This window comes from Nonomuraea sp. NPDC049158 (assembly GCF_040648335.1).
Taxonomy (GTDB): Bacteria; Actinomycetota; Actinomycetes; order Streptosporangiales; family Streptosporangiaceae; genus Nonomuraea.
In genome coordinates, this window is record NZ_JBEZDM010000004.1 from 506,862 (window position 1) to 526,082 (window position 19,221).

The window sequence follows — 19,221 nt, forward strand, 5'->3', positions numbered from 1 at the left end:
CGCCGGTCAGTAGATCTTGAACTCGTCGACGTTCTCCGTGGTCGCGACCTTCACCGGCACGGCCACGGTCTTTTCGATCTTCTCGCCCTTGGCGGCCTTGACCGCGGCCGCCACCGCCTGCTGGCCGAGCAGCGTGGGCTGCTGGGCGACGCTGGCGTTCATCGTGCCCGCCTTGACCGCCTTCAGGCCGTCGGGGGTGCCGTCGAAGCCGACGACCTTGACCTCCTTGCCCGCCTTGGCGCCCAGGGCCTTGATCGCGCCCAGCGCCATCTCGTCGTTCTCGGCGAACACGCCGTTGATGCCGGGGTTCGACTGGAGCAGGTTCGTCATGACGTCGAGGCCCTTGGTCCGGTCGAAGTCGGCCGGCTGCTGGGCGACGACCTTGATGTTCGGGAACGCCTTGATCCCGTCGGTGAAGCCCTGCCCGCGGTCGCGCGCGGCCGAGGTGCCGGCCACGCCCTGCAGCACGACGACCTGGCCCTTGTGGCCGAGCAGCTCGGCCAGCTCCTGGGCGGCCAGCTTGCCGCCGGTCACGTTGTCGGAGGCCACGGTCTGCGCCACCTCGGCGCCGTTGACGCCGCGGTCGGCCGCGATGACCGGGATGTTGGCGCGTTCCGCCGCCTTGGCCGCGGGCGCCGCCGCGTCGGAGTCGACCGGGTTCAGGATGATCGCCTTCATGGCCTGGCTGGCGAAGTTCTGGACCTGGTTCACCTGCTGGGAGGCGTCGTTCTGGGCGTCGGTGACGGTGAGCGTGGCGCCCGCCTTCTGTGCCTCGGCCTGCGCGCCGTCGCGGAGCTGGACGAAGTACGGGTTGTTCAGCGTCGACACGGTCATGCCGATCTTGATGTTGCCGCCTGGTGAGCCGGAGGCGTTGTTCGAGCCTGATGGGCCGGCGGAGCCACAGGCGGTGAGGCCGAGCGCGAGAGCGGCGCCGGCTATGACGAGCGCGGGAATCCGCATGATCTATCCCTTTCCTATGACATCCCCCTGCGCCGCAGCGTGTCGACGAGGACCGCGAGCGCGATGACCACGCCGATCACGACCTGCTGCCAGAAGGCCGAGACGGAGAGCAGGTTCAGGCCGTTGCGCAGGACGGCCAGGATGAGCGCGCCGACGAAGGTGCCGAGCGCCCGGCCCTTGCCGCCGGACAGGCTGGCGCCGCCGATGACCACGGCCGCGATGGCGTCGAGTTCGTAGCCGGCGGCGGCCTGCGGCTGGGCCGAGGCCAGGCGGCTGGCCAGGACGATCCCGGCGACCGCGGCGAACCCGCCGGACAGCGCGTACGTGATGAGCTTCTGCCGGGACACCTTGATGCCCGACAGCCTGGCGGCCTCCTCGTTGCCGCCGATGGCGTACATCGCGCGGCCCACATAGGTCCGGTTGAGGATCACGGCCGCGAGGGCGCCCATGACCAGCATCACGATGACGGGGACCGGCAGGTAGCCGCCGATGGTGTCGCCCAGGTGGGAGACCGCGTCCGGCATCGGGATGGGGCTGCCCTGGGAGATGACGAGGGCCAGGCCGCGGGCGATGCCGAGCATGGCCAGCGTGGCGATGAACGGCGGCAGCTTGCCGTACGCGATGAGGGCGGCGCTGACCAGGCCGCACGCGACGCCGACCACCAGGGAGAGCACGGTGGCCAGCGGCCAGGGCAGGCCGGCGACGGCGGCCGTCCACGCCAGGACGATCGCCGAGAGCGCGGCGACGGAGCCCACCGACAGGTCGATGCCGCCGGTGACGATGACGAACGTCCCGCCGAAGGCGAGGATCGCGGTGACGGCCGCCTGGACGCCCACGTTGAGCAGGTTCGTCACGCTGAGGAAGTCGGAGGACAGCAGCGACAGCGCCACGATCAGCACGACGAGCGCCGCGAGCGCGCCGTTCTCGGCCAGCCAGGACCGCCTGAGGAAGACGTTAGCGGCCACGGGGACCCGCCACCTCGGCGACCGCCAGCGCCATCACGCCGTCCTGCGTGGCCTCGGCCGCGGACAGCTCGCCGACCAGCCGCCCGCGCGCCATCACCAGGATCCGGTCGCTCATCCCGAGCACCTCGGGCAGGTCACTGGAGATCATGAGCACCGCGTGCCCCGACGCGGTGAGCTGGTTGATCAGCTGGTAGATCTCCACCTTCGCGCCCACGTCGATGCCGCGGGTCGGCTCGTCGAGGATCAGCACTCCCGCGTCGGCCTCCAGCCACTTGCCGATGACGACCTTCTGCTGGTTGCCGCCGGAGAGCGTGCGTACCTCCTGGGCCAGTCCGGTCATCCGGATGCCGAGCTGTTCCGCGACCTCCGCGGCGGCCCGGCGCTGCCCGCCGCGGTCGACGAATCCGGCGCGGGTGGCCTCGCGCATGGTGACCAGGCCCAGGTTCTCGGCGATGTCCGCGCCCAGGACCAGTCCCTGGCCCTTGCGGTCCTCGGGGACCAGCCCCAGGCCCGCCTCCATGGCCGCGACCACGTCGCCCGGCGCGGGCCGCCGGCCGCGCACGGTGACCTCGCCGGTGTCGTAGCGGTCGGCGCCGAAGACCGCCCTGGCCACCTCGGTACGGCCGGCGCCCACCAGCCCGGCCAGGCCGACCACCTCGCCCGCGCGCACCTCGAAGGAGACGTCCTCGAAGACGCCCTTGCGGCCGAGCCCGGTGACCTTGAGCAGCGGCTCGCCCGCCTGGCCGCGCTCGCGCGGGAACTGCTGGTCGATCGGGCGGCCCACCATGAGGCGGACCAGCTCGTCCTGGGGCGTGTCCGCGGGCACCTCGCCGACCGACCGGCCGTCGCGCAGCACGGTCACGCGGTCGCCGATCGCGGCGATCTCCTCCAGGTGGTGGGTGATGAACACGATCGCCACCCCGTCCTCACGGAGCCGGCGGACGATCGAGAACAGCTTCTCGACCTCGCCGGTGGTGAGCACCGCCGTCGGCTCGTCCATGATCAGGACGCGGGCGTCGAGAGCCAGCGCCTTGGCGATCTCCACCATCTGCATGCGGGCGATGCCCAGCCGGGCGACCGGCGTGCGCGGATCGACGTCCACGCCCACCCGCGCCAGCAACTCCACGGCCCGCTCGTGCATCTTCCTGGTGTCGACGAAGCCGAACCTGCGCGGCGGCCGGCCCAGCGACAGGTTCTCGGCCACGCTGAGCTCAGGGACCAGGTTGAACTCCTGGTAGATGGTGGCGATGCCGAGCCGTTGGGCGTCGCCGGCCGTACGGATGTGCACGGGGTGCCCGTCGAGCAGCACGCGGCCCTCGTCGGGATGGTAGGCGCCGGAGAGCATCTTGATGAGCGTGCTCTTGCCCGCGCCGTTCTCGCCCAGCAGGACGTGCACCTCGCCGGCGCGCACGGTCAGGTCGACGCCGTCGAGCGCCAGCACCCCCGGGAAGCGTTTGCGCAGGCCCTCGGCCCTGAGAAGCTCCACCTCACGATGGTGTCCGCCATCGCGCCGACCATTCCGCGAACGCGCAGGTAAAAGGCAGGTTTTTACGAGGAAAGTACCCGTGTGGCACGTTGGCCGCTCATGCCAGCCTCGGGACGAGCCTGCGCGCGTTCGCCGAGTAGACCTGTTCGAGTACGTCAGGTGGCAGGTCGAGACCGGAGATCGTCCAGCGCCCCATCAGCGGCGGGTCGTCCGACGAGTGGGCGAACGCCTCGTCGTCGGTCTCCATGAACCGGAAGTGGGTCCGGTAGCTGTCCCGGTCCGGCGGGATCTCGTCGGTGCCGAACAGCACCCGGTCCGGGTGGCGCAGCATCAGCGCCCGCGTCGCCCTGGGCTGGCGGCCCAGCTCGGCGACGCGGGCGGCGATGTCGATGTGGAAGTTCGGGTACGTGTCGAGCATTCGGCTCGCGAAGCCCAGGTTCTCCGGCCAGCAGCCCGCGTGCACGCCGATCACCGTGGTGGCGGGATGCTTGGCGATCATCGCCTCCATCGCGTCCATCAGCCGCTCGAACGGCGGGAACTCCGGCCCGGAGAAGTTCCAGTCCGGGCGGGCGGCCAGCAGTTCGAGCCGCTCGTTGCGCTCGTCGGCGGGCTCGAAGAAGGCCACCGGGTCGGCGGTGTGCAGCGCGATGGGGATGCCCGCCTCACCGACGGCCGCCCACAGCGGGTCCAGCCTCGGGTCGTCGAGCATCACCAGCTCGCCACGATGGTCGCGGACCCGCAGGCCGACGTCCTTCCAGACCTTCAGCCCCGCCGCGCCCTCGGCCGCCGAGCGGCGTAGCTGCGCGGCCAGCCGCTCGCCGAAGCCCGGCTCGGCCGTCCGCGCCCAGTCGACGTGACAGAAGGTGGCGAACCTGCCGGGGTGGGCCGCGTCGTAGCGCTCGATGTTCGCGGCCAGCTCGGCGCCCCAGCGGCCGTCGAGGTTGACCATGCCGAGCAGGTTGAGCTCGTCCATCAGGCCGATCAGGGCCGGTACGTCCTTGACCGTCCAGTCCCCGTCCTCGCTCAGCCATCGGCCCAGATGGACGTGGGCGTCCACGGCGGGCACGGCGGCGCGGTCGACCTCGTGGACCGCGACCCGGAGCTGGGACACCGGCCGGTATTGGGACAACGGCGGATCGTCTGGGCGCATGATGGCTGCTCCTCTCAGGGGATCAGGAGGGCCTTCACCGGGGTGGTGTGGCCGTTCATCAGGGTGGTGAAGATGTCGGCGCCCTGGTCGAGGGGGTAGGTGTCGGTCCAGCTGAGGTCCCATCCGCCGACCAGGTCGATGGCGGCGGTGAAGTCGGCGCCCGTGTAGGCGAAGGAGCCGAGGACGCGTTTCTCGGTGCGTACGAGGTCGGTGGCGTCGAAGCCGGGGTCGGCGGCGGCCAGGCCGAGCCATACCGTCACGCCGCCGGGGCGCAGGTGGGTGAGGGACTGCTCGTGCGTGGCGGGGGCGCCGACGGCGTCGAAGATGACGTCGTACTCGCCGGTCAGCTCGGTGCCGGTGGTGGCGCCGAGCCGGGCGGCGATGGCCAGGCGTTCGGGCGAGCGGTCGGCGACATGGACGGACGCGGCCTTGCCGGCGAGGGCGGTGTGCAGGCAGGTGAGCCCGATGGCACCGGCGCCGATGACGCCGACGCGGGCCCCGGCGGGGTGGCCGGCCAGGCGCCAGGCGTGCACCGCGTTGGCGGCGGGCTCGATCAGCGCGGCGGCGGTGCGGTCGACGCCGTCAGGCAGGGGGATGACGGCGGCGGCCGGGACGGCGACGCGTTCGGCGAAGCCGCCGGGCCGGTGGATGCCGAGGATCTGCCGGTTCCGGCAGATGTTGGGCTGCCCTTGGGCGCACAGGTCGCAGGCGCCGCAGGACAGGATGGGGTTGACGATGACGGCCTGTCCGTCGTCGGTGTGACCGGTGAACTCGTGTCCCATGATGAGGGGCGGCACCCGGAAGCCTGGTGTCCTGACGCCGTGCAACTCGCTGCCGCAGATGCCGGACGCGGCCACGTGGACGAGCACCTCGTCGGCGCCGACCGCGGGCTCGGGCACCTCGCGCAGCTCGACGACGCTCGGACCGGTGAACACCAGGGCCTTCACGCGCGCCCCTCTCTATTCCGTATAGTGGAATGCCATTCCGAATCAGCGCTAGCAGACCATTGCCGGGAAGGAAGTGTCAAGTGCCCGTTCGCGTGTCCACACTGCGGTCAGCGATCCACACCTGCGCGACCTGCCTGTTAGCGTTATCGCGGAGGTGGTGATCCGCATGGCTGGGGGATCGGACGGCAAACCGCGCACCAGGCCCGCCGTGCTCGGCGATGTGGCCGCGCTGGCTGGTGTCTCGGCGATGACGGTCTCGCGGGTGCTCAACGCGCCCGACCGGGTCCGCGCCGAGACCAGGGAGCGCGTGCTGGCCGCCGTGCGCGAGCTGGACTACTGGCCCAACTCGGCTGCTCGCCAGCTGGTCACGGGCCGCTCGGGTGTGCTCGGGGTGGTCAGCATCGACACCACCCTGTACGGCCCGGCCTCGACCCTCTACTGCATCGAGCAGGCGGCCCGGCTGAGCGGCTACACCGTGAGCATCGCCAGCCTGAGCCTGCTCAACCGCAAGTCGATCGAGGAGGGCGTGCACCGCCTCAGGTCCCAGTCCGTCGACGGCGTGGTCATCGTCGCGCCCCACGAGTCGGCGGTCGACGGCCTGCGCTACCTGCCGCCCGATCTGCCGGTGGTCGCCGTCGACGCGGGCAAGGAGGTCCCGGTGCCGGTGGTCATGGTCGACCAGCGGGCGGGCGCCGCGCGGGCGACGCGCCACCTGCTGAGCCTCGGCCACGAGACGGTCTGGCACCTGAGCGGGCCGGTCGACTGGATCGACGCCAGCGGCCGGATCGAGGGCTGGCGAGGGGCGCTGGAGGCCGAGGGCCGGCCGGTGCCCGAGCTGTTACGCGGTGACTGGAGCTCCCGCTCGGGCTACCAGCACGGCCGGCGGCTGGCCGCCGACCCGTCGGTCACGGCCGTCTTCGCGGGCAACGACCAGATGGCGCTGGGCGTCCTCAGGGCGATGCGCGAGGCCGGGCGCCGCGTGCCGGAGGAGGTGAGCGTGGTCGGCTTCGACGACATCCCCGAGGCGGCCTACTTCTGGCCCCCGCTGACCACGGTCCGGCAGGACTTCGGCGAGGTCGGTCGCAATGCCTTCCACCTGCTGCTCGACCAGATGGCCGGCACGAAGCGGGAGACCCAGCGGCTGGTGGAGCCCGAGCTCGTGGTCAGGGAGAGCACGGGCGCCAGCCGGACGAGGTGATCAGCCGAGGCCGATGAGAACGTGATCAGCCGAGGCGGATCACGTTCCAGGAGACAGGAGGCAGCAGCACGCGCAGGGGATCGTGCTGGACGTCCGGGTTCGCCCGCGGGGCGACCGTGTCCGGCGCCTCGGCGGTGTTGCGCGCGTAGACGTCGGGGCCCGACAGCGTGGTGGCCTCGACGACGCGGACGTCGCCCAGTGACCGCGCGTCGATCTCCAGGGAGAGCGGCTGGTCGGTCGAGCGGTTGACGGCGAAGATCACGGTCCCGTCGCCGGAGTGCGTGGCGACGGCGTGCAGCAGCGGCACCTCCCCGTACTCCTTGGTGTCGTGGCTCGGGGAGGTCGCCTCGACGCGGAGCACGTCGCCGGCGGCCAGGCGGGAGGCCTGCGCGAAGGGGTGGAAGGTGGTCTGCTTCCACGCCGAACCGCCGGGCGAGGTCATGATCGGCGCGATCACGTTGACCAGCTGGGCCAGCGAGGCGGAGGTCACCCGGTCGCTGTTGCGCAGCAGGGTGATCAGCAGGCCGCCGAAGGCCACCGCGTCCGCCAGGTGGTAGTGGTCCTCCAGCAGCGGCGGCGCGACCGGCCAGTCACGCGGCGGCTCGGCGGACTGGAAGCGGGACAGGTACCAGACGTTCCACTCGTCGAACGAGAGGTTGATCTTCTTGCGCGACTTCAGCCGGGCGCCGACGTGGTCGGCGGTGGACACGACCGACTGGATGAAGTACTCCATGTCGGTCGAGCAGGCCAGGAAGCTCGCCAGATCGCCGTCCTTCTCCTCGTAGTAGGCGTGGCAGGAGACATAGTCGACCACGTCATAGGTCTCCTCCAGCACCGTGGCCTCCCACGCGCCGAAGGTCGGCATCGACGAGGCCGAGCTGCCGCAGGCGACCAGCTCCAGCTCGCCGTCCATCGTGCGCATGGCGCGGGCGGTCTCGGCGGCCAGCCGGCCGTACTCGCGGGCGGTCTTGTGGCCGGTCTGCCACGTGCCGTCCATCTCGTTGCCCAGGCACCACATCCGGATGCCGTGCGGCTCCTTGGCGCCGTTGGCGATCCGCAGGTCCGACAGCGTGGTGCCGGACGGGTGGTTGCAGTATTCGAGCAGGTCAAGGGCCTCGGCGATGCCGCGCGTGCCGAGGTTGAGCGCCATCATCGGCTCCACCCCGGCCTTGCGGCACCAGCGGACGAACTCATCCACCCCGACCTCGTTGGTCTCGGTGCTGTGCCAGGCCAGGTCCAGCCGCCGGGGCCGCTGGGCGACCGGCCCGATGCCGTCCTCCCAGCGGTAGCCGGAGACGAAGTTGCCGCCCGGATAGCGGACCGTGGACACGCCCAGCTCGCGGGTCAGGTCGAGCACGTCCCGGCGGAAGCCGTCCTCGTCGGCCGTCGGGTGGCCCGGTTCGTAGATGCCGGTGTAGACGCACCGGCCCAGGTGCTCGACGAACGTGCCGAAGGTGCGGCGGCGTACGGGTGCCACGCGGAAGGCGGGGTCGATCGTGAGATGTGCTTCGTGCACTGTGCAGACTCCTCGGAAGTGATGCCTAGATTGTTAGCGCTCTCATAGACCTGGTCAAGGCTCTTGACAGCTCACGTGTTACCGCAAACACTCGGGTAACCCGAAAAGAGGCCGCTCATGGAAGGTCCCTCGTCCGTCTCCCGCCGCCACCTCCTCGGTGGGGGCCTCGCTCTTCTCGGTGCCGGCGCGGCCGGCTGTGCGATCCCCGTCGGCCTGGGCTCGGCCCAGCGGCGGGTCCGCTACTGGCACTTTCTCGGCGCGAGCGACGGCATCATCATGAACCGGATGGTCGGCGCGTTCGCCAAGGCCAACCCGGACGTCTTCGTCGAGGAGAACGTGCTCGCGTGGGGCGAGCCGTACTACACGAAGGTCGCGATGGCCGGAGCGGGCGGGCGCTCGCCCGACCTGGCCACGTTCCATCTGGCCCGCCTGTCCGGGATCGGCGCCGGCCGGATCCTCGACCCGATCAACGTCGACCTGCTCGCCAAGAACGGCCTGCGGGCCGCCGACTTCAGCCCGCCCATCTGGGAACGCGCCCACATCAACGGCGAACTGTACGCCGTGCCGTTCGACGCCCACCCCATGGTCCAGTACTACAACACCGACCTGTCCCGCCGCGCCGGCCTGCTCGGCGACGACGGCAAGCTGAAGCCGACCACCGGGACCGACGAGCTGCTGGCCATGCTGCGCAAGGCCAAGGACGCGCTTGGCGGCAAGCCGCCGCTGGTCTTCGACGCGCTCGGCCTCGGCACGGTGGGCCCGTGGCGGGTGTGGGAGACGCTGTACGCGCAGAGCGGCGGCACGCTGGTGTCGGACGACGGCACCCGGATCACCCTCGACGACACCAAGGCGCTGACCGCGCTGCGGTTCATGCGCCAGCTCGGCCAGGAGGGGCTCTGCAACCCCAAGACCGACTACGGCGCGTCCGTGGCCGCCTTCACCAACGGCCTGGCGGCCTTCCTGTGGAACGGCGACTGGGAGACCACCGGGCTGAAGGAACGCAAGACGCCGTTCAGCATGGCCCGCTTCCCCAGCGTCTTCGGCAGCGGCGCGGCCCAGGCCGACTGCCACTCGTTCGTGCTGCCGCACCAGCGCAACCGGGACCCGGAGACCGAGGCGGCGACCTACCGGTTCATCGCCTACCTGGTCAAGCACAGCGCCGACTGGGCGGTGGCCGGGCACGTGCCCGCCTACCTGCCCGCGCTTGAGGAGCCCGCCTATCTGGCGCTGCAGCCGCAGTCGGAGTACCGCTCAGTGATCACCGAGGTGGCCCTGGACCCGAAGGTGTGGTTCGCCGGGTCCGCGTCGCGGTTGTGGATCGAGTTCGGCGGCGCGTTCTCGCCGGTCATCAGCGGGGCGCGGACGCCCGAGCAGGGCCTGGAGACGGCCAAGCAGGCGCTGCGCCGGCTCATGTCAGCCCCCGACCCCTTCCCCGCCAAGGAGGGATGATGGCCACCACCGTCGCCGCCCCCGCCGCCACCGCTCCCGCCGCCCATGTCCAGGTACGGCGCCGCTGGACCCAGCACGGACTGCTGTTCGTCGCGCCCTTCCTGGTGATCTATGCCGCCTTCCTGGTGTGGCCGACCGTGCTCGGCCTTCGGATGAGCCTGTCGAGTGTCAACATCGCGGGCGGCAACAACGAATTCGTCGGGTTCGCCAACTACGCCGAGGCGTTCACCGACCCCAGGATGTGGCACTCACTGTGGAACACCGTGGTGTTCACCGTGCTGAGCACGATCCCGCTGGTGCTGCTCGGCCTGGGATTCGCCCTGCTGGTGCACAACCTGCGCTTCCTGCAGTGGCTGTGGCGGCTGTCGTTCTTCGGGCCGTTCCTGCTGCCGTCGGCCGTGGTCGCGGTGCTCTGGCTGCAGATGATCTATCCGCCGGAATACGGCCTGCTCAACGGCACTCTGGGCACCGACGTCCTCTGGCTGGGCGACCCGAGCGTGGCGATGTGGTCGATGGTGCTGACCACCGTCTGGTGGACGGTCGGCTTCAACTTCCTGCTCTACCTCGCCGCCCTGCAGTCGATCCCCCAGCACCTGTACGACGCCGCCGCGATCGACGGCGCGACGGCCTGGACCAAGCTGCGCTCGATCACGCTGCCGCTGCTCGGCCGGACGACCGGGCTCATCGTGATCCTGCAGCTCCTCGCGTCGCTGAAGGTCTTCGACCAGATCTACCTGATGACGAACGGCGGCCCCGAGGAGGCCACCCGGCCGATCATCGAGTACGCCTACGAGGTCGGCTTCTCCGGCTACCGCATCGGCTACGCCTCGGCCATCACCTACATCCTCTTCGTCCTGATCGTCATCGTGTCGCTGGGCCAGCTCCGGCTGCTCCGCAAGCGCGAGGAGGCCCTGTCATGACCAAGCGGTTCAGCCCCTCCCAGATCATCCTGCTGGTGGTCGCGGCGGCGCTCGCCATCGTCTGGCTCGCGCCCCTCGCCTGGGCCGTCGCCACCTCGCTGAAGCCCGAGAGCGAGACCACCAAGCTGCCGCTCCAGTGGTTCGGCAGCGAGCTCACCCTGGACGCCTACCGGCTGGTGCTGGCGACCGGCGGCATCGTCAAGTGGGCGATCAACTCGACGGTCACCGCGGTCGTCGTCACCTTCATGACCGTGCTGTTCTCGGCGATGGCCGCCTACGGCTTCGCGCGCACGCAGTTCCGCGGCCAGCGGGTGCTCCTGGCGGTCATCCTGGCCGGGATCATGGTGCCGCCGCAGGTGCTCATGGCGCCGCTGTTCGCCGAGATGGTCTCGCTCGGACTGGTCGACACCTGGTGGTCGATCATCCTGCCGCAGGTGGCGGCGCCGCTGATCGTGTACATCCTCTACAAGTTCTTCCAGGACGTGCCGCTGGAGCTGGAGCAGGCGGCCTTCGTGGACGGGGCCGGGCGCTGGCGGGTGTTCTTCACGATCGTCCTGCCCCTGTCGCGCCCGGTGCTCGCGGCCGTGTCGATCTTCACGTTCATCACGACGTGGAACAACTTCCTCTGGCCGTTCCTGGTCTCGACGGACCCCAACACGATGACCCTCCCGGTCGGCCTGGCCAACGTGGTGCAGGGCACGTTCGGGCTCCGGTACGCGCAGATCATGGCCAGTGTGGTGCTCGCCGGGCTGCCGCTGCTGGTGGTCTTCGTCCTCTTCCAGCGCCAGATCATCAGAGGAGTCGCCCACACCGGCCTGGCCGGTCAGTGACTTCCTTCCCCTCCGGGGCAGCTTCTTCCGCTGCCCCGGAGGGGGTATTGGTCAGAGCAGCTTGTCGAGCGTGATGGGCAGGTCGCGGACGCGCTTGCCGGTGGCGTGGTGCACGGCGCTGGCGATGGCCCCGGCGACGCCCGTGATGCTCACCTCGCCGATGCCGATCAGGCCCAGGGGCATGGTCGGGTCCGGCTCGTCCAGGTAGTGGATGTCGATCGGCGGGATGTCGGCGTGCACCGGGATGTGGTAGTCGCCCAGACCCGGGTTCATGACGCGCCCGTTGCGCGGGTCGACGAGCGTCTCCTCCGACAGCGCCATGCCGATCCCCATCACGATGCCGCCCCGGAGCTGGCTGGCCGCCGTCTTCGCGTTGATCACCCGGCCCACGTCGAACACGCCGAGCCAGCGTGACAGCCGTACCTCGCCGGTGTCCGGATCGACGCGTACCTCGCAGAACTGGGCGCCGCTCGCGGCCTTGACCCAGCGCCGCCGGTCGTTGACGAACTTGGCCATGAACCTGACCTGCCCGGCCAGCGCGCCGAGGCCCGATTCGGAGCCGATCGCCGCCTCGACGGACGGCCGCCCCGCCCTGGACAGGATGGCCTCGTAGCTCTCGCCGGCGTCCGGCCGGTCGCGCCGGTAGAGCCCGCCGTCCCTGGCCTCGACCGCGGCGAGCCGCTGCCCGCGCAACGGCGAGTCGCCGGAGCGCCGGGCCAGCGCCAGCACCGACCCCTTCAGCTTCTCGCAGGCCGACAGCAGGCTGGCCGCGACGCTCGCGGTCTGCGCGGAGCCGCCCGCCATGGGCCCGGTCGGCAGGTCGGAGTCGCCGTACTCCACCCGGACCGCCTCGAACGGCACGCCCAGCTCGTCGGCGGCGATCTGCGCCTGCACTGTCGCGCCGCCCATGCCCATCTCGTGGAAGCCGCAGCGCACCACGACCGTGCCATCGGCCGAGAGCCGCACGGTGACATTGGCCGTGAACTGCACCGACGAGTGGTAAGCCGTGGCCACCCCCATGCCGACGAGCCACCTGCCGTCGCGCATCGAGCCGGGCTCCGGCGTGCGCTCGGCCCAGCCGAACCGCTCGGCGCCCAGGGCGTACGCCTCGCGCAGCTTCCGGTGCGCGAAGCGCTTGCCGTCGAGCGGGTTGCGCTCCGGCTCGTTGCGCATCCGCAGCTCGATCGGGTCGACGCCGAGCTCGCCGGCCAGCTCGTCGATCGCCGCCTCCAGCGCGAACGTGCCGATGGACACGCCGGGCGCGCGCATGAACGTGTTGGGGAGCAGGTCCATCTCGACGAGTTTCTGCTGAACGAGGATGTTCTCGGCGTCGTAGAGATGATGGGCCGCCTCGGTCACCGGCTCGGAGTTGCCGCCCACCTTTCCGGTCCTGGTGACGCTGGTCTGGATCAGCGCGGTCAGCCTGCCGTCCTGGCCGGCGCCGAGCGCGACGCGCTGGATCGAGGGCGTGCGCCCGCCGACCGTGCGGTAGACGCCCTCCCGGGTCAGCATCATCCGCACCGCTCTGCCGGTCGCCCGGGCGGCCAGCGCGGTCAGGATCGTGCCCGGCCAGACCGAGCCCTTGCCGCCGAAGCCGCCGCCGACGTAGGGGGAGGTCATGCGTACGTTCCGCTCGGGGATGCCGAACCTGACCGCGAGGTGCTTGCGCATCCAGGAGATGGCCTGGCTGCCCTCGTGCACGGTCAGCCGGTCGCCGTCCCAGACGGCGGTGGTCGCGTGCGGCTCGATCGCGTTGTGGTTGTGGGGCGGGGTGGTGAAGCGCAGGTCCACCGAGACCGGGGCCACCGCCAGGGCCGCCTCCGCGTCGCCCTTCTTGGCGCTGCCCGCCCCCAGCATGCTGCTCGGCTGCGGCTTGGCGTTCGCCTCCTCCGCGGCGAAGTCCACCACGGCCGGGAACTCCTGGTAGGTCACCTCGACCAGGCTCGCGGCGTGCCGCGCCGCCTCCAGGCTCTCCGCGACGACGACCGCCACCGGCTGGCCGTCCCAGTGCACCTCGTCGGTGTTGAGGTAGTTGACCGACGTCGCGGAGACCATCGTGCTCAGGTCGAGCATGCTCCGCGCGGGCGCCGGCTTCAGCACGGGCGCGTTCAGATGGGTGAGCACCGACAGGACGCCTGTCACCGCCTCGGCCGCCTTGACGTCGATGCCGGTGATCCGGCCGCGGGCGACCGTCGCGTGCACCAGGGCGGCGTAGGCGAGGTCCGGGTACGGGAACTCGGCCGCGAACCGGGCCGTGCCCGTCGTCTTCTCCGGGCCGTCGACCCGGTCGATGCCCCGGCCCACGGCCTTCTCGCGCGGTGGGCTCTGCGTCTCGGTGGTGGTGGTCATGCCGTGCTCCTGTCGCTGAGCCGCCGCAAAGTCGCCACGATCGTCCGTTGTGCCAGTTCGATCTTGAACGTGTTGTCCGGCCGGCCGACCGCCGGCTCCAGCTCCGCCTCGGCCGCCCGGCGGAACGACTCCTCGGTGGCCGGGGCGCCGAGCAGGGCCGCCTCGGCCTGGAGGGCACGCCACGGCTTGGCCGCGACGCCGCCGAGCGCCAGCCGTACCTCCGACACGACCCCGTCCGTGACCTTCAGCGCCGCGGCGACCGACACCAGGGCGAACGCGTACGAGGCCCGGTCGCGCACCTTGCGATAGCAGGAGGGCGCCGTCAGCTCCGGCACCTCGATCGCGGTGATCAGCTCGTCGGGCTCCAGCGTCGTCTCCAGGTGCGGCGTGCCGCCGGGCAGCCGGTGGAAGTCGGCCAGCGGCACGCGTCGCAGGCCGCGTACGCTCTCCACCTCCACGGTGGCGTCGAGCGCGGCGAGCGCGACGCACATGTCCGAGGGGTGCGTGGCGATGCAGTCGTCGCTCGTGCCGAGGATCGCGTGGTTGCGGTTGAAGCCGCCGATCGCGTCGCAACCGCTGCCGGGCACGCGCTTGTTGCAGGCCGACGCGCCGTCGTAGAAGTAGGGGCACCGGGTGCGCTGCAGCAGGTTGCCGCCCACCGTGGCCATGTTGCGCAGCTGCGCCGACGCGCCCATGAGCAGCGCCTGCGACAGCAGCGGATAGCGGGTCCTGATCAGCCGGTGGGCGGCCAGGTGGCTGTTGCGCACCAGCGCTCCGACGCGCACGCCGCCGCCGGGCAGCTCCTCGATCTCGGTCAGCGGCAGCCGGGTGATGTCGACCACCGTGTCGGGCCGCTCGATGTCCTCGCGCATCAGGTCGACGAGGTTCGTCCCGCCGCCGAGGAACTTCGCGTTGGGCTCCGTCGCGATCGCGCGGACGGCCGTCGCCACGTCGGGCGCGCTGACGTACGCGAACGGCTTCATCGCGCGACCTCCTTGATGGCATCGACGATCCCGTTGTACGCGCCGCAGCGGCACAGGTTGCCGCTCATGCGCTCCCTGATCTCGGCCTCCGACAGCCCGGAGGCGCCGGGCTCGGTGACCGCGCTGGGCATTCCCGCCCCGTGCTCGGCCAGCATGCCGATCGCCGAGCAGATCTGGCCGGAGGTGCAGTAACCGCACTGGAAGCCGTCGTGCTCGATGAACGCCCGCTGGATCGGGTGCGTGATCCCCTCGATGGTGGTGATGTCGCGGTCCTCGTACTGCACCGCGAGGGCCAGGCAGGAGTTGATCCGCTCGCCGTCGACCAGCACCGTGCAGGCACCGCAGGCGCCCTGGTCGCAGCCCTTCTTCGTGCCGGTCAGGCCCAGGCGCTCGCGTAGCGCGTCGAGCAGGCTGACCCATGGTTCGAGTTCGAGCGAACGGGTTACGCCGTTCACCCGCATACGCAGCGTGACCACATTGCCCTCCGGATGACGCGGTTCAGTTGAGGGCGACGTTAACAGGACGGTGTAATCTTAACAAGAGGACGGTGTTTCCTTATCTTGCTCGTATGCTTGGCTCAACCATGACGAGATCGGCGTTTCTCCGGGCCAGACGCCCGGAGCACAAGCAGCAGCGGCGCGAGGAGATCCTTGCCGCCGCTCGTCGGCTTGCCGCCGAATCAGGGGTCCGCAACGTCAGCTTGGGCGGGGTCGCGGCGGCGGTCGGACTGGCGAAGTCCAACGTAGTGCGATATTTCGGGACCCGGGAGGAGATCTACCTCGAGCTCACCGTCGAGGAGTGGACCGACTGGTCGGACGAGGTCGTCTCCCGGCTCGCCACGGCCGCCGGTCCGGACGACGTGATCGCCGCGCTGACCGACACCTTGCTCGAACGGCCGCTCTTCTGCGACCTGCTGGGCCACGTCTCGATCACGCTGGAGCACAACATCTCCGTCTCGGCGGCCCGTGCCTTCAAGCGCGCCGTGCACAGCGCGATCGACGACCTGGGAGCGCGCGTCGCCCTGGCCTACCCCGGCCTGACCACCGGTGAGGGGGTCGAGCTGGCCGGGGCGGCCGCCGCGCTGGCGGGCACGCTCTTCCCGATGTCGAACCCGCCGCCCGCCCTGCGGGAGCTCTACGCCCAGGACCCCGACATCGCCGCCCGCTGCCTGCCGTTCCAGCCGACGATGAGGCGCATGCTCGCCGCCCTCGCCGCCGGACTGCCCACACAGCGCTGACCCGCGCTGGGTTGACCCACACAGCGCTGACCCGCGCCGGGTTGACCGCGCCGGGCGGGCCGCCGTCGGGTTGGCGGTGCTGGGCGGGTCAGGGTGGCGCGGATCAGGGTGGGCGGGTCAGGGTGTGGCGAGTGCCTCGGTCGGGGAGAGGCGGGAGGCGCGGATCGCCGGGTACAGTCCGGCGACGGCGCCGATGGCCAGGGTGGCCGCGAGCCCGCCGGCCGTCGCCCACGCGGGGATCACCGCGGGCCACCCCTGGTACAGCGCGTACCCCATGGTGACGCCGGTGCCGAGGAGCACCCCGCCCGCCCCGCCGAGCGCCGAGAGCAGCAGCGACTCGGCGAGGAACTGCGTACGGATCTGCCCGCGCGTCGCGCCGAGCGAGCGGCGCAGGCCGATCTCCGAGCGCCGTTCGAGCACCGAGATGACCATGGTGTTGGCCACCCCGACCCCGCCGACCAGCAGCGCGACCGCGCCGACGCCCAGCAGCAGCCCGGTGAACGCCTGGCTGGTCGCCTGCTTGGCGGCCAGCGCGTCGGACGGCCGCGAGACGTCGACCTCGTTGGGTGCCGCCGGGTTGGCCGTGCCCGCCAGCACCGAGCGGACGTTCTCCAGCTTCGACTCCTCCGCGCGGGTGTAGAGGGTCGTCGGGTAGCCGTCGAAGTCCAGCTCCGCCTCCGCGACGGGCCAGCCGACCAGCACCGCGCTGTCCAGCTCGTCGGCGAGCGGCACCGGGTCGAGTACGCCGACCACCGTGAACCGCTTGCCGCCCACGACGACCTGCGTGTCCGGCCCCGCCGCCCCCACCCCGAGCCGCTGGGCCGCGCTCGACCCGAGCACCGCGGCCGGGTAGCGCTGGGTGGCCGCGTTGAGCCAGGTCCCGCTGCGCAGCGTCGCGCCCACCGTGGCCGGCAGGTCGAGCCGGGCGGCGTAGGTGTTGATGCCGTTGGTCTGCGCCTTGGGCACCTCCTCCGACCGGTAGACCTTGGCCGCGCTGACCTTCCCGGCCGCCGAGACGGCCTGGACCGGCCCGATCCGCTCGATCATCGCCTCCGCCTCGACCGGCATCTTGGCCGGCTCGCCCATCAGCGTCTGCCCGGAGGAGACGGTGAGCAGGTTGGTGCCGAGAGCCGAGAGCGTACGGTCGAGCTCGGCTCCCGAGGAGGACGAGATGCCGACCACGCCGATCATGGCCGCGATGCCGATGGCGATGCCGAGCGCGGACAGGAAGGCCCGCAGCGGGCGGGTTCGCAGGCCGACGGCGCCGACCCGCAGCACATCGCCCGACCGCATCCTGGCCGGGGTGAGCTTCGGCAGTCCCGCGTGCTCGGCGACGGCCGCCATCAGGCCACTCTCTCTTCAGCCGCGGAGTCGGCGACGATCTGGCCGTCGCGCATCCGTACCTGCCGGGGCAGGCTCGCGGCGATCTCCCGGTCGTGCGTGATGATCACGATGGTGGTGCCGGCCGCGTTCAGGTCGTGCAGCAGGTCCATCACCCCGGCGCCCGAGACGGAGTCCAGGGCGCCGGTCGGCTCGTCGGCCAGGAGGAGCGGGGGATCACCCGCCACGGCCCTGGCGATGGCCACGCGCTGCCGCTCGCCGCCGGACAGCTCGTGCGGCTCGTGGTCGAGGCGGTGACCGAGCCCGACCCGCTCCAGCGCGGTCGCGGCCCGCCGCCGCCGCTCGGCGCGCCCGATGCCGGTGTAGACGAGGCCGTCGGCCACGTTGTCGATCGCCGGGACCTTGGCGGCGAGGTGGAAGTGCTGGAAGACGAAGCCGATGCGGGTGGCCCGCAGCGCGGAGAGCCGGCCGTCCGACAGTTTCGCCACGTCGTAGCCGTCGATGCGGACGGTTCCCGAGGACGGGCGGTCGAGCGTGCCGACGACGTTGAGCATCGTCGACTTGCCCGAGCCTGATGGGCCGACGATCGCGACGAGCTCGCCGCGCTCGATCTCCAGGGACACCTTGTCCAGCGCGGTGACTCCGCCGGGGTAGGAGCGGGTGACATCCGTGAGGGAGATCATCGGAAATGAGGTCGGCGAAAAGGCCATCATCGGGGCATCCCGACGCTCATGCCCTCGGTGAGGCCGTCGCCGGAGATCTCGACCCGGCCGCCGGAGAACAGACCTGTCTTCACGCCGACATATCGGGACTTGCCGCCTTCGATGACCTCCACGCCGTACCCGCCTTCCTGGAGCGCCACGAGCGCGGCGATCGGCACGGTCAGCACGTTCTTGCGCTTGGACGCCGTGAAGGTCACGTCGACCGCGGCCTGGTCGAGCCCCTTGGCGGCCCGCTGCTTACCCAGAGAGACCAGCGCCTCGACCCGCGTCTCGGGCTCCGCGCCCTGCCCCTCGCCCGGTTCGATGATGGTGGCGACCTCGGTGACCTTGCCGGACACGGTCTTGCCGTCGGGCAGCTTGACCGACACCTTGGCGCCCTTCTTCGCCACCCGCTGGTCCTCCGTCTCCAGCTTGACGGTGATCACCTTGTCGGTGCCGGTGTAGGAGAGCACCTTCTGGCCCGGCGCGGTGGGCTGGCCGGCCTCGGCCTCCAGGCTGTCCACGCGTACCTTGCCGGCGGCGAAGACGACCCGGCCCAGCTCGACGACGCCGGTCTCGTCGAGGTTGCGGTCCTCCTGCCACTCTCTGACCGCGTCGGCGGTGGAGTCGGTGTACTCGTCGTCCACGGTGAAGCCGTCGTAGCCGAGGGCCTTGAGGTTGCGTTCGAGCTGCTCGACGTCCTTGCCCTCGGTGCCTATCCGCAGGTCGCGGTAGGCGGGCGTGGTGCCGTACATCAGCACCACCGGCTTGGCGTCGAGCCGGTACAGGGACTTGCCCCTGCCGACCGTGTCACCGCTGTCCGGCAGCCAGGTGACCGTGCCCGGCTTCCTGCTCACCGCCGTGGTGGTCGGCCCGTAGCCGAGGTCGCCGTCGGCCTCCCGCGTGTCGAGCAGCGTCTGCCTGGTCACCGTGGTGGTGGCGGGGGGCAGGGCGCTGGCCGTCTTGCCCGCCGCCCGGTCGCCGCCCAGGAGGCCCATGCCGTTCACGGCCGCGCCGGCCGTACCGATGACGGCGAGCGCGAGGAGCAAGCCCGCGACCCGCCTGCCGCGCCCGCGGCGGGGGGGGGGGGGGGGCCCCCCCCCCCCCCCCCGGGGGTGCGCGGGGGGCGGGGTCAGCAGGGCGCCCCCCGGGCCCCCCTGGGGGCGGTACACCGGCGAGCACAAGAAAG

General features: G+C 71.3%; 17 protein-coding genes. 5 read left to right on the top strand and 12 right to left on the bottom strand.

What is annotated here, in order from left to right; all coding sequences use genetic code 11:
* Positions 1–6 precede the first annotated feature (6 nt).
* The 5 genes from AB0B61_RS12725 to AB0B61_RS12745 form a co-directional block, all read right to left on the bottom strand.
* Positions 7–960 (bottom strand): substrate-binding domain-containing protein, encoded by a 954-nt coding sequence (locus AB0B61_RS12725; protein ID WP_358431362.1) that lies wholly within the window; start codon positions 958–960, stop codon positions 7–9.
* Between the two features lie 14 nt (positions 961–974).
* Entirely contained in the window at positions 975–1,925 is a 951-nt protein-coding gene (locus AB0B61_RS12730) for an ABC transporter permease (RefSeq protein ID WP_358431363.1), read from the bottom strand.
* A complete protein-coding gene (locus AB0B61_RS12735; RefSeq protein ID WP_358431364.1) occupies positions 1,915–3,411 on the bottom strand; it encodes a sugar ABC transporter ATP-binding protein in 1,497 nt (498 codons plus the stop codon). Before AB0B61_RS12735 ends, AB0B61_RS12730 begins: the two co-directional genes overlap by 11 nt.
* Before the next feature lie 97 nt (positions 3,412–3,508).
* On the bottom strand, positions 3,509–4,561 hold the full coding sequence (locus AB0B61_RS12740; RefSeq protein ID WP_358431365.1) for an amidohydrolase family protein: 1,053 nt from the start codon (positions 4,559–4,561) through the stop codon (positions 3,509–3,511).
* A gap of 14 nt (positions 4,562–4,575) precedes the next feature.
* Positions 4,576–5,508 carry an alcohol dehydrogenase catalytic domain-containing protein gene (locus tag AB0B61_RS12745; RefSeq protein ID WP_358431366.1) on the bottom strand — a complete coding sequence of 311 codons (933 nt, stop codon included), beginning with the start codon at positions 5,506–5,508 and terminating at the stop codon, positions 4,576–4,578.
* Positions 5,509–5,674: 166 nt separating this feature from the next.
* Between AB0B61_RS12745 and AB0B61_RS12750 the strand changes: the two genes are divergently transcribed.
* Positions 5,675–6,706, top strand: a complete 1,032-nt coding sequence (locus AB0B61_RS12750; RefSeq protein ID WP_357657101.1) for a LacI family DNA-binding transcriptional regulator — start codon at positions 5,675–5,677, stop codon at positions 6,704–6,706.
* 25 nt (positions 6,707–6,731) lie between these two features.
* Here AB0B61_RS12750 and AB0B61_RS12755 read toward each other — a convergent pair whose 3' ends face one another.
* The gene (locus AB0B61_RS12755) at positions 6,732–8,222 is read right to left on the bottom strand and encodes an alpha-N-arabinofuranosidase (RefSeq protein WP_358431367.1); all 1,491 of its coding nucleotides are present in this window, start codon (positions 8,220–8,222) and stop codon (positions 6,732–6,734) included.
* A 117-nt stretch (positions 8,223–8,339) separates the two neighbouring features.
* On the opposite strand from AB0B61_RS12755, the gene AB0B61_RS12760 reads away from it, so the two are divergent.
* From AB0B61_RS12760 to AB0B61_RS12770, 3 genes are read left to right on the top strand one after another with little or no spacing between them, the layout of a single operon-like run.
* Entirely contained in the window at positions 8,340–9,671 is a 1,332-nt protein-coding gene (locus AB0B61_RS12760) for an extracellular solute-binding protein (protein WP_358431368.1), read from the top strand.
* Complete coding sequence (locus AB0B61_RS12765) at positions 9,671–10,591, top strand: sugar ABC transporter permease (protein WP_358431369.1); 921 nt, start codon at positions 9,671–9,673, stop codon at positions 10,589–10,591. Before AB0B61_RS12760 ends, AB0B61_RS12765 begins: the two co-directional genes overlap by 1 nt.
* Positions 10,588–11,421, top strand: coding sequence for a carbohydrate ABC transporter permease (locus AB0B61_RS12770; protein ID WP_357939046.1), 834 nt, complete (start codon positions 10,588–10,590; stop codon positions 11,419–11,421). Before AB0B61_RS12765 ends, AB0B61_RS12770 begins: the two co-directional genes overlap by 4 nt.
* Positions 11,422–11,472: 51 nt before the next feature.
* Here the strand turns inward: AB0B61_RS12770 and AB0B61_RS12775 are convergent, their stop codons facing one another.
* Genes AB0B61_RS12775 through AB0B61_RS12785 form a run of 3 tightly spaced genes read right to left on the bottom strand, consistent with a single transcriptional unit; the run spans position 11,473 to position 15,214 of the window.
* Entirely contained in the window at positions 11,473–13,770 is a 2,298-nt protein-coding gene (locus tag AB0B61_RS12775; RefSeq protein WP_358431370.1) for a xanthine dehydrogenase family protein molybdopterin-binding subunit, read from the bottom strand.
* Complete coding sequence (locus tag AB0B61_RS12780; protein WP_358431371.1) at positions 13,767–14,753, bottom strand: xanthine dehydrogenase family protein subunit M; 987 nt, start codon at positions 14,751–14,753, stop codon at positions 13,767–13,769. The genes AB0B61_RS12775 and AB0B61_RS12780 overlap by 4 nt, the downstream gene beginning before the upstream one ends.
* Positions 14,750–15,214 carry a 2Fe-2S iron-sulfur cluster-binding protein gene (locus tag AB0B61_RS12785; RefSeq protein WP_358431391.1) on the bottom strand — a complete coding sequence of 155 codons (465 nt, stop codon included), beginning with the start codon at positions 15,212–15,214 and terminating at the stop codon, positions 14,750–14,752. The genes AB0B61_RS12780 and AB0B61_RS12785 overlap by 4 nt, the downstream gene beginning before the upstream one ends.
* A gap of 122 nt (positions 15,215–15,336) precedes the next feature.
* Here AB0B61_RS12785 and AB0B61_RS12790 point away from each other — a divergent pair, with 122 nt between their 5' ends.
* A complete protein-coding gene (locus AB0B61_RS12790; protein ID WP_358431372.1) occupies positions 15,337–15,990 on the top strand; it encodes a TetR family transcriptional regulator in 654 nt (217 codons plus the stop codon).
* A 117-nt stretch (positions 15,991–16,107) separates the two neighbouring features.
* Here the strand turns inward: AB0B61_RS12790 and AB0B61_RS12795 are convergent, their stop codons facing one another.
* From AB0B61_RS12795 to AB0B61_RS12805, 3 genes are read right to left on the bottom strand one after another with little or no spacing between them, the layout of a single operon-like run.
* Positions 16,108–17,334 carry an ABC transporter permease gene (locus AB0B61_RS12795; protein ID WP_358431373.1) on the bottom strand — a complete coding sequence of 409 codons (1,227 nt, stop codon included), beginning with the start codon at positions 17,332–17,334 and terminating at the stop codon, positions 16,108–16,110.
* Entirely contained in the window at positions 17,334–18,014 is a 681-nt protein-coding gene (locus AB0B61_RS12800; RefSeq protein WP_358431374.1) for an ABC transporter ATP-binding protein, read from the bottom strand. The genes AB0B61_RS12795 and AB0B61_RS12800 overlap by 1 nt, the downstream gene beginning before the upstream one ends.
* A gap of 26 nt (positions 18,015–18,040) precedes the next feature.
* Positions 18,041–19,081: a peptidoglycan-binding protein gene (locus AB0B61_RS12805; protein ID WP_358431375.1), complete on the bottom strand. Its 1,041-nt coding sequence runs from the start codon at positions 19,079–19,081 to the stop codon at positions 18,041–18,043.
* Positions 19,082–19,221 lie beyond the last annotated feature (140 nt).

Coding starts and splice junctions, on each gene's coding strand:
- AB0B61_RS12725 (WP_358431362.1), bottom strand. CDS start 960: ATGCGGATTCCCGCGCTCGTCATAGCCGGCGCCGCTCTCGCGCTCGGC.
- AB0B61_RS12785 (WP_358431391.1), bottom strand. CDS start 15,214: ATGCGGGTGAACGGCGTAACCCGTTCGCTCGAACTCGAACCATGGGTC.
- AB0B61_RS12800 (WP_358431374.1), bottom strand. CDS start 18,014: ATGATCTCCCTCACGGATGTCACCCGCTCCTACCCCGGCGGAGTCACC.
- AB0B61_RS12760 (WP_358431368.1), top strand. CDS start 8,340: ATGGAAGGTCCCTCGTCCGTCTCCCGCCGCCACCTCCTCGGTGGGGGC.
- AB0B61_RS12770 (WP_357939046.1), top strand. CDS start 10,588: ATGACCAAGCGGTTCAGCCCCTCCCAGATCATCCTGCTGGTGGTCGCG.
- AB0B61_RS12795 (WP_358431373.1), bottom strand. CDS start 17,334: ATGGCGGCCGTCGCCGAGCACGCGGGACTGCCGAAGCTCACCCCGGCC.
- AB0B61_RS12765 (WP_358431369.1), top strand. CDS start 9,671: ATGGCCACCACCGTCGCCGCCCCCGCCGCCACCGCTCCCGCCGCCCAT.
- AB0B61_RS12790 (WP_358431372.1), top strand. CDS start 15,337: ATGACGAGATCGGCGTTTCTCCGGGCCAGACGCCCGGAGCACAAGCAG.
- AB0B61_RS12750 (WP_357657101.1), top strand. CDS start 5,675: ATGGCTGGGGGATCGGACGGCAAACCGCGCACCAGGCCCGCCGTGCTC.
- AB0B61_RS12780 (WP_358431371.1), bottom strand. CDS start 14,753: ATGAAGCCGTTCGCGTACGTCAGCGCGCCCGACGTGGCGACGGCCGTC.
- AB0B61_RS12775 (WP_358431370.1), bottom strand. CDS start 13,770: ATGACCACCACCACCGAGACGCAGAGCCCACCGCGCGAGAAGGCCGTG.
- AB0B61_RS12740 (WP_358431365.1), bottom strand. CDS start 4,561: ATGCGCCCAGACGATCCGCCGTTGTCCCAATACCGGCCGGTGTCCCAG.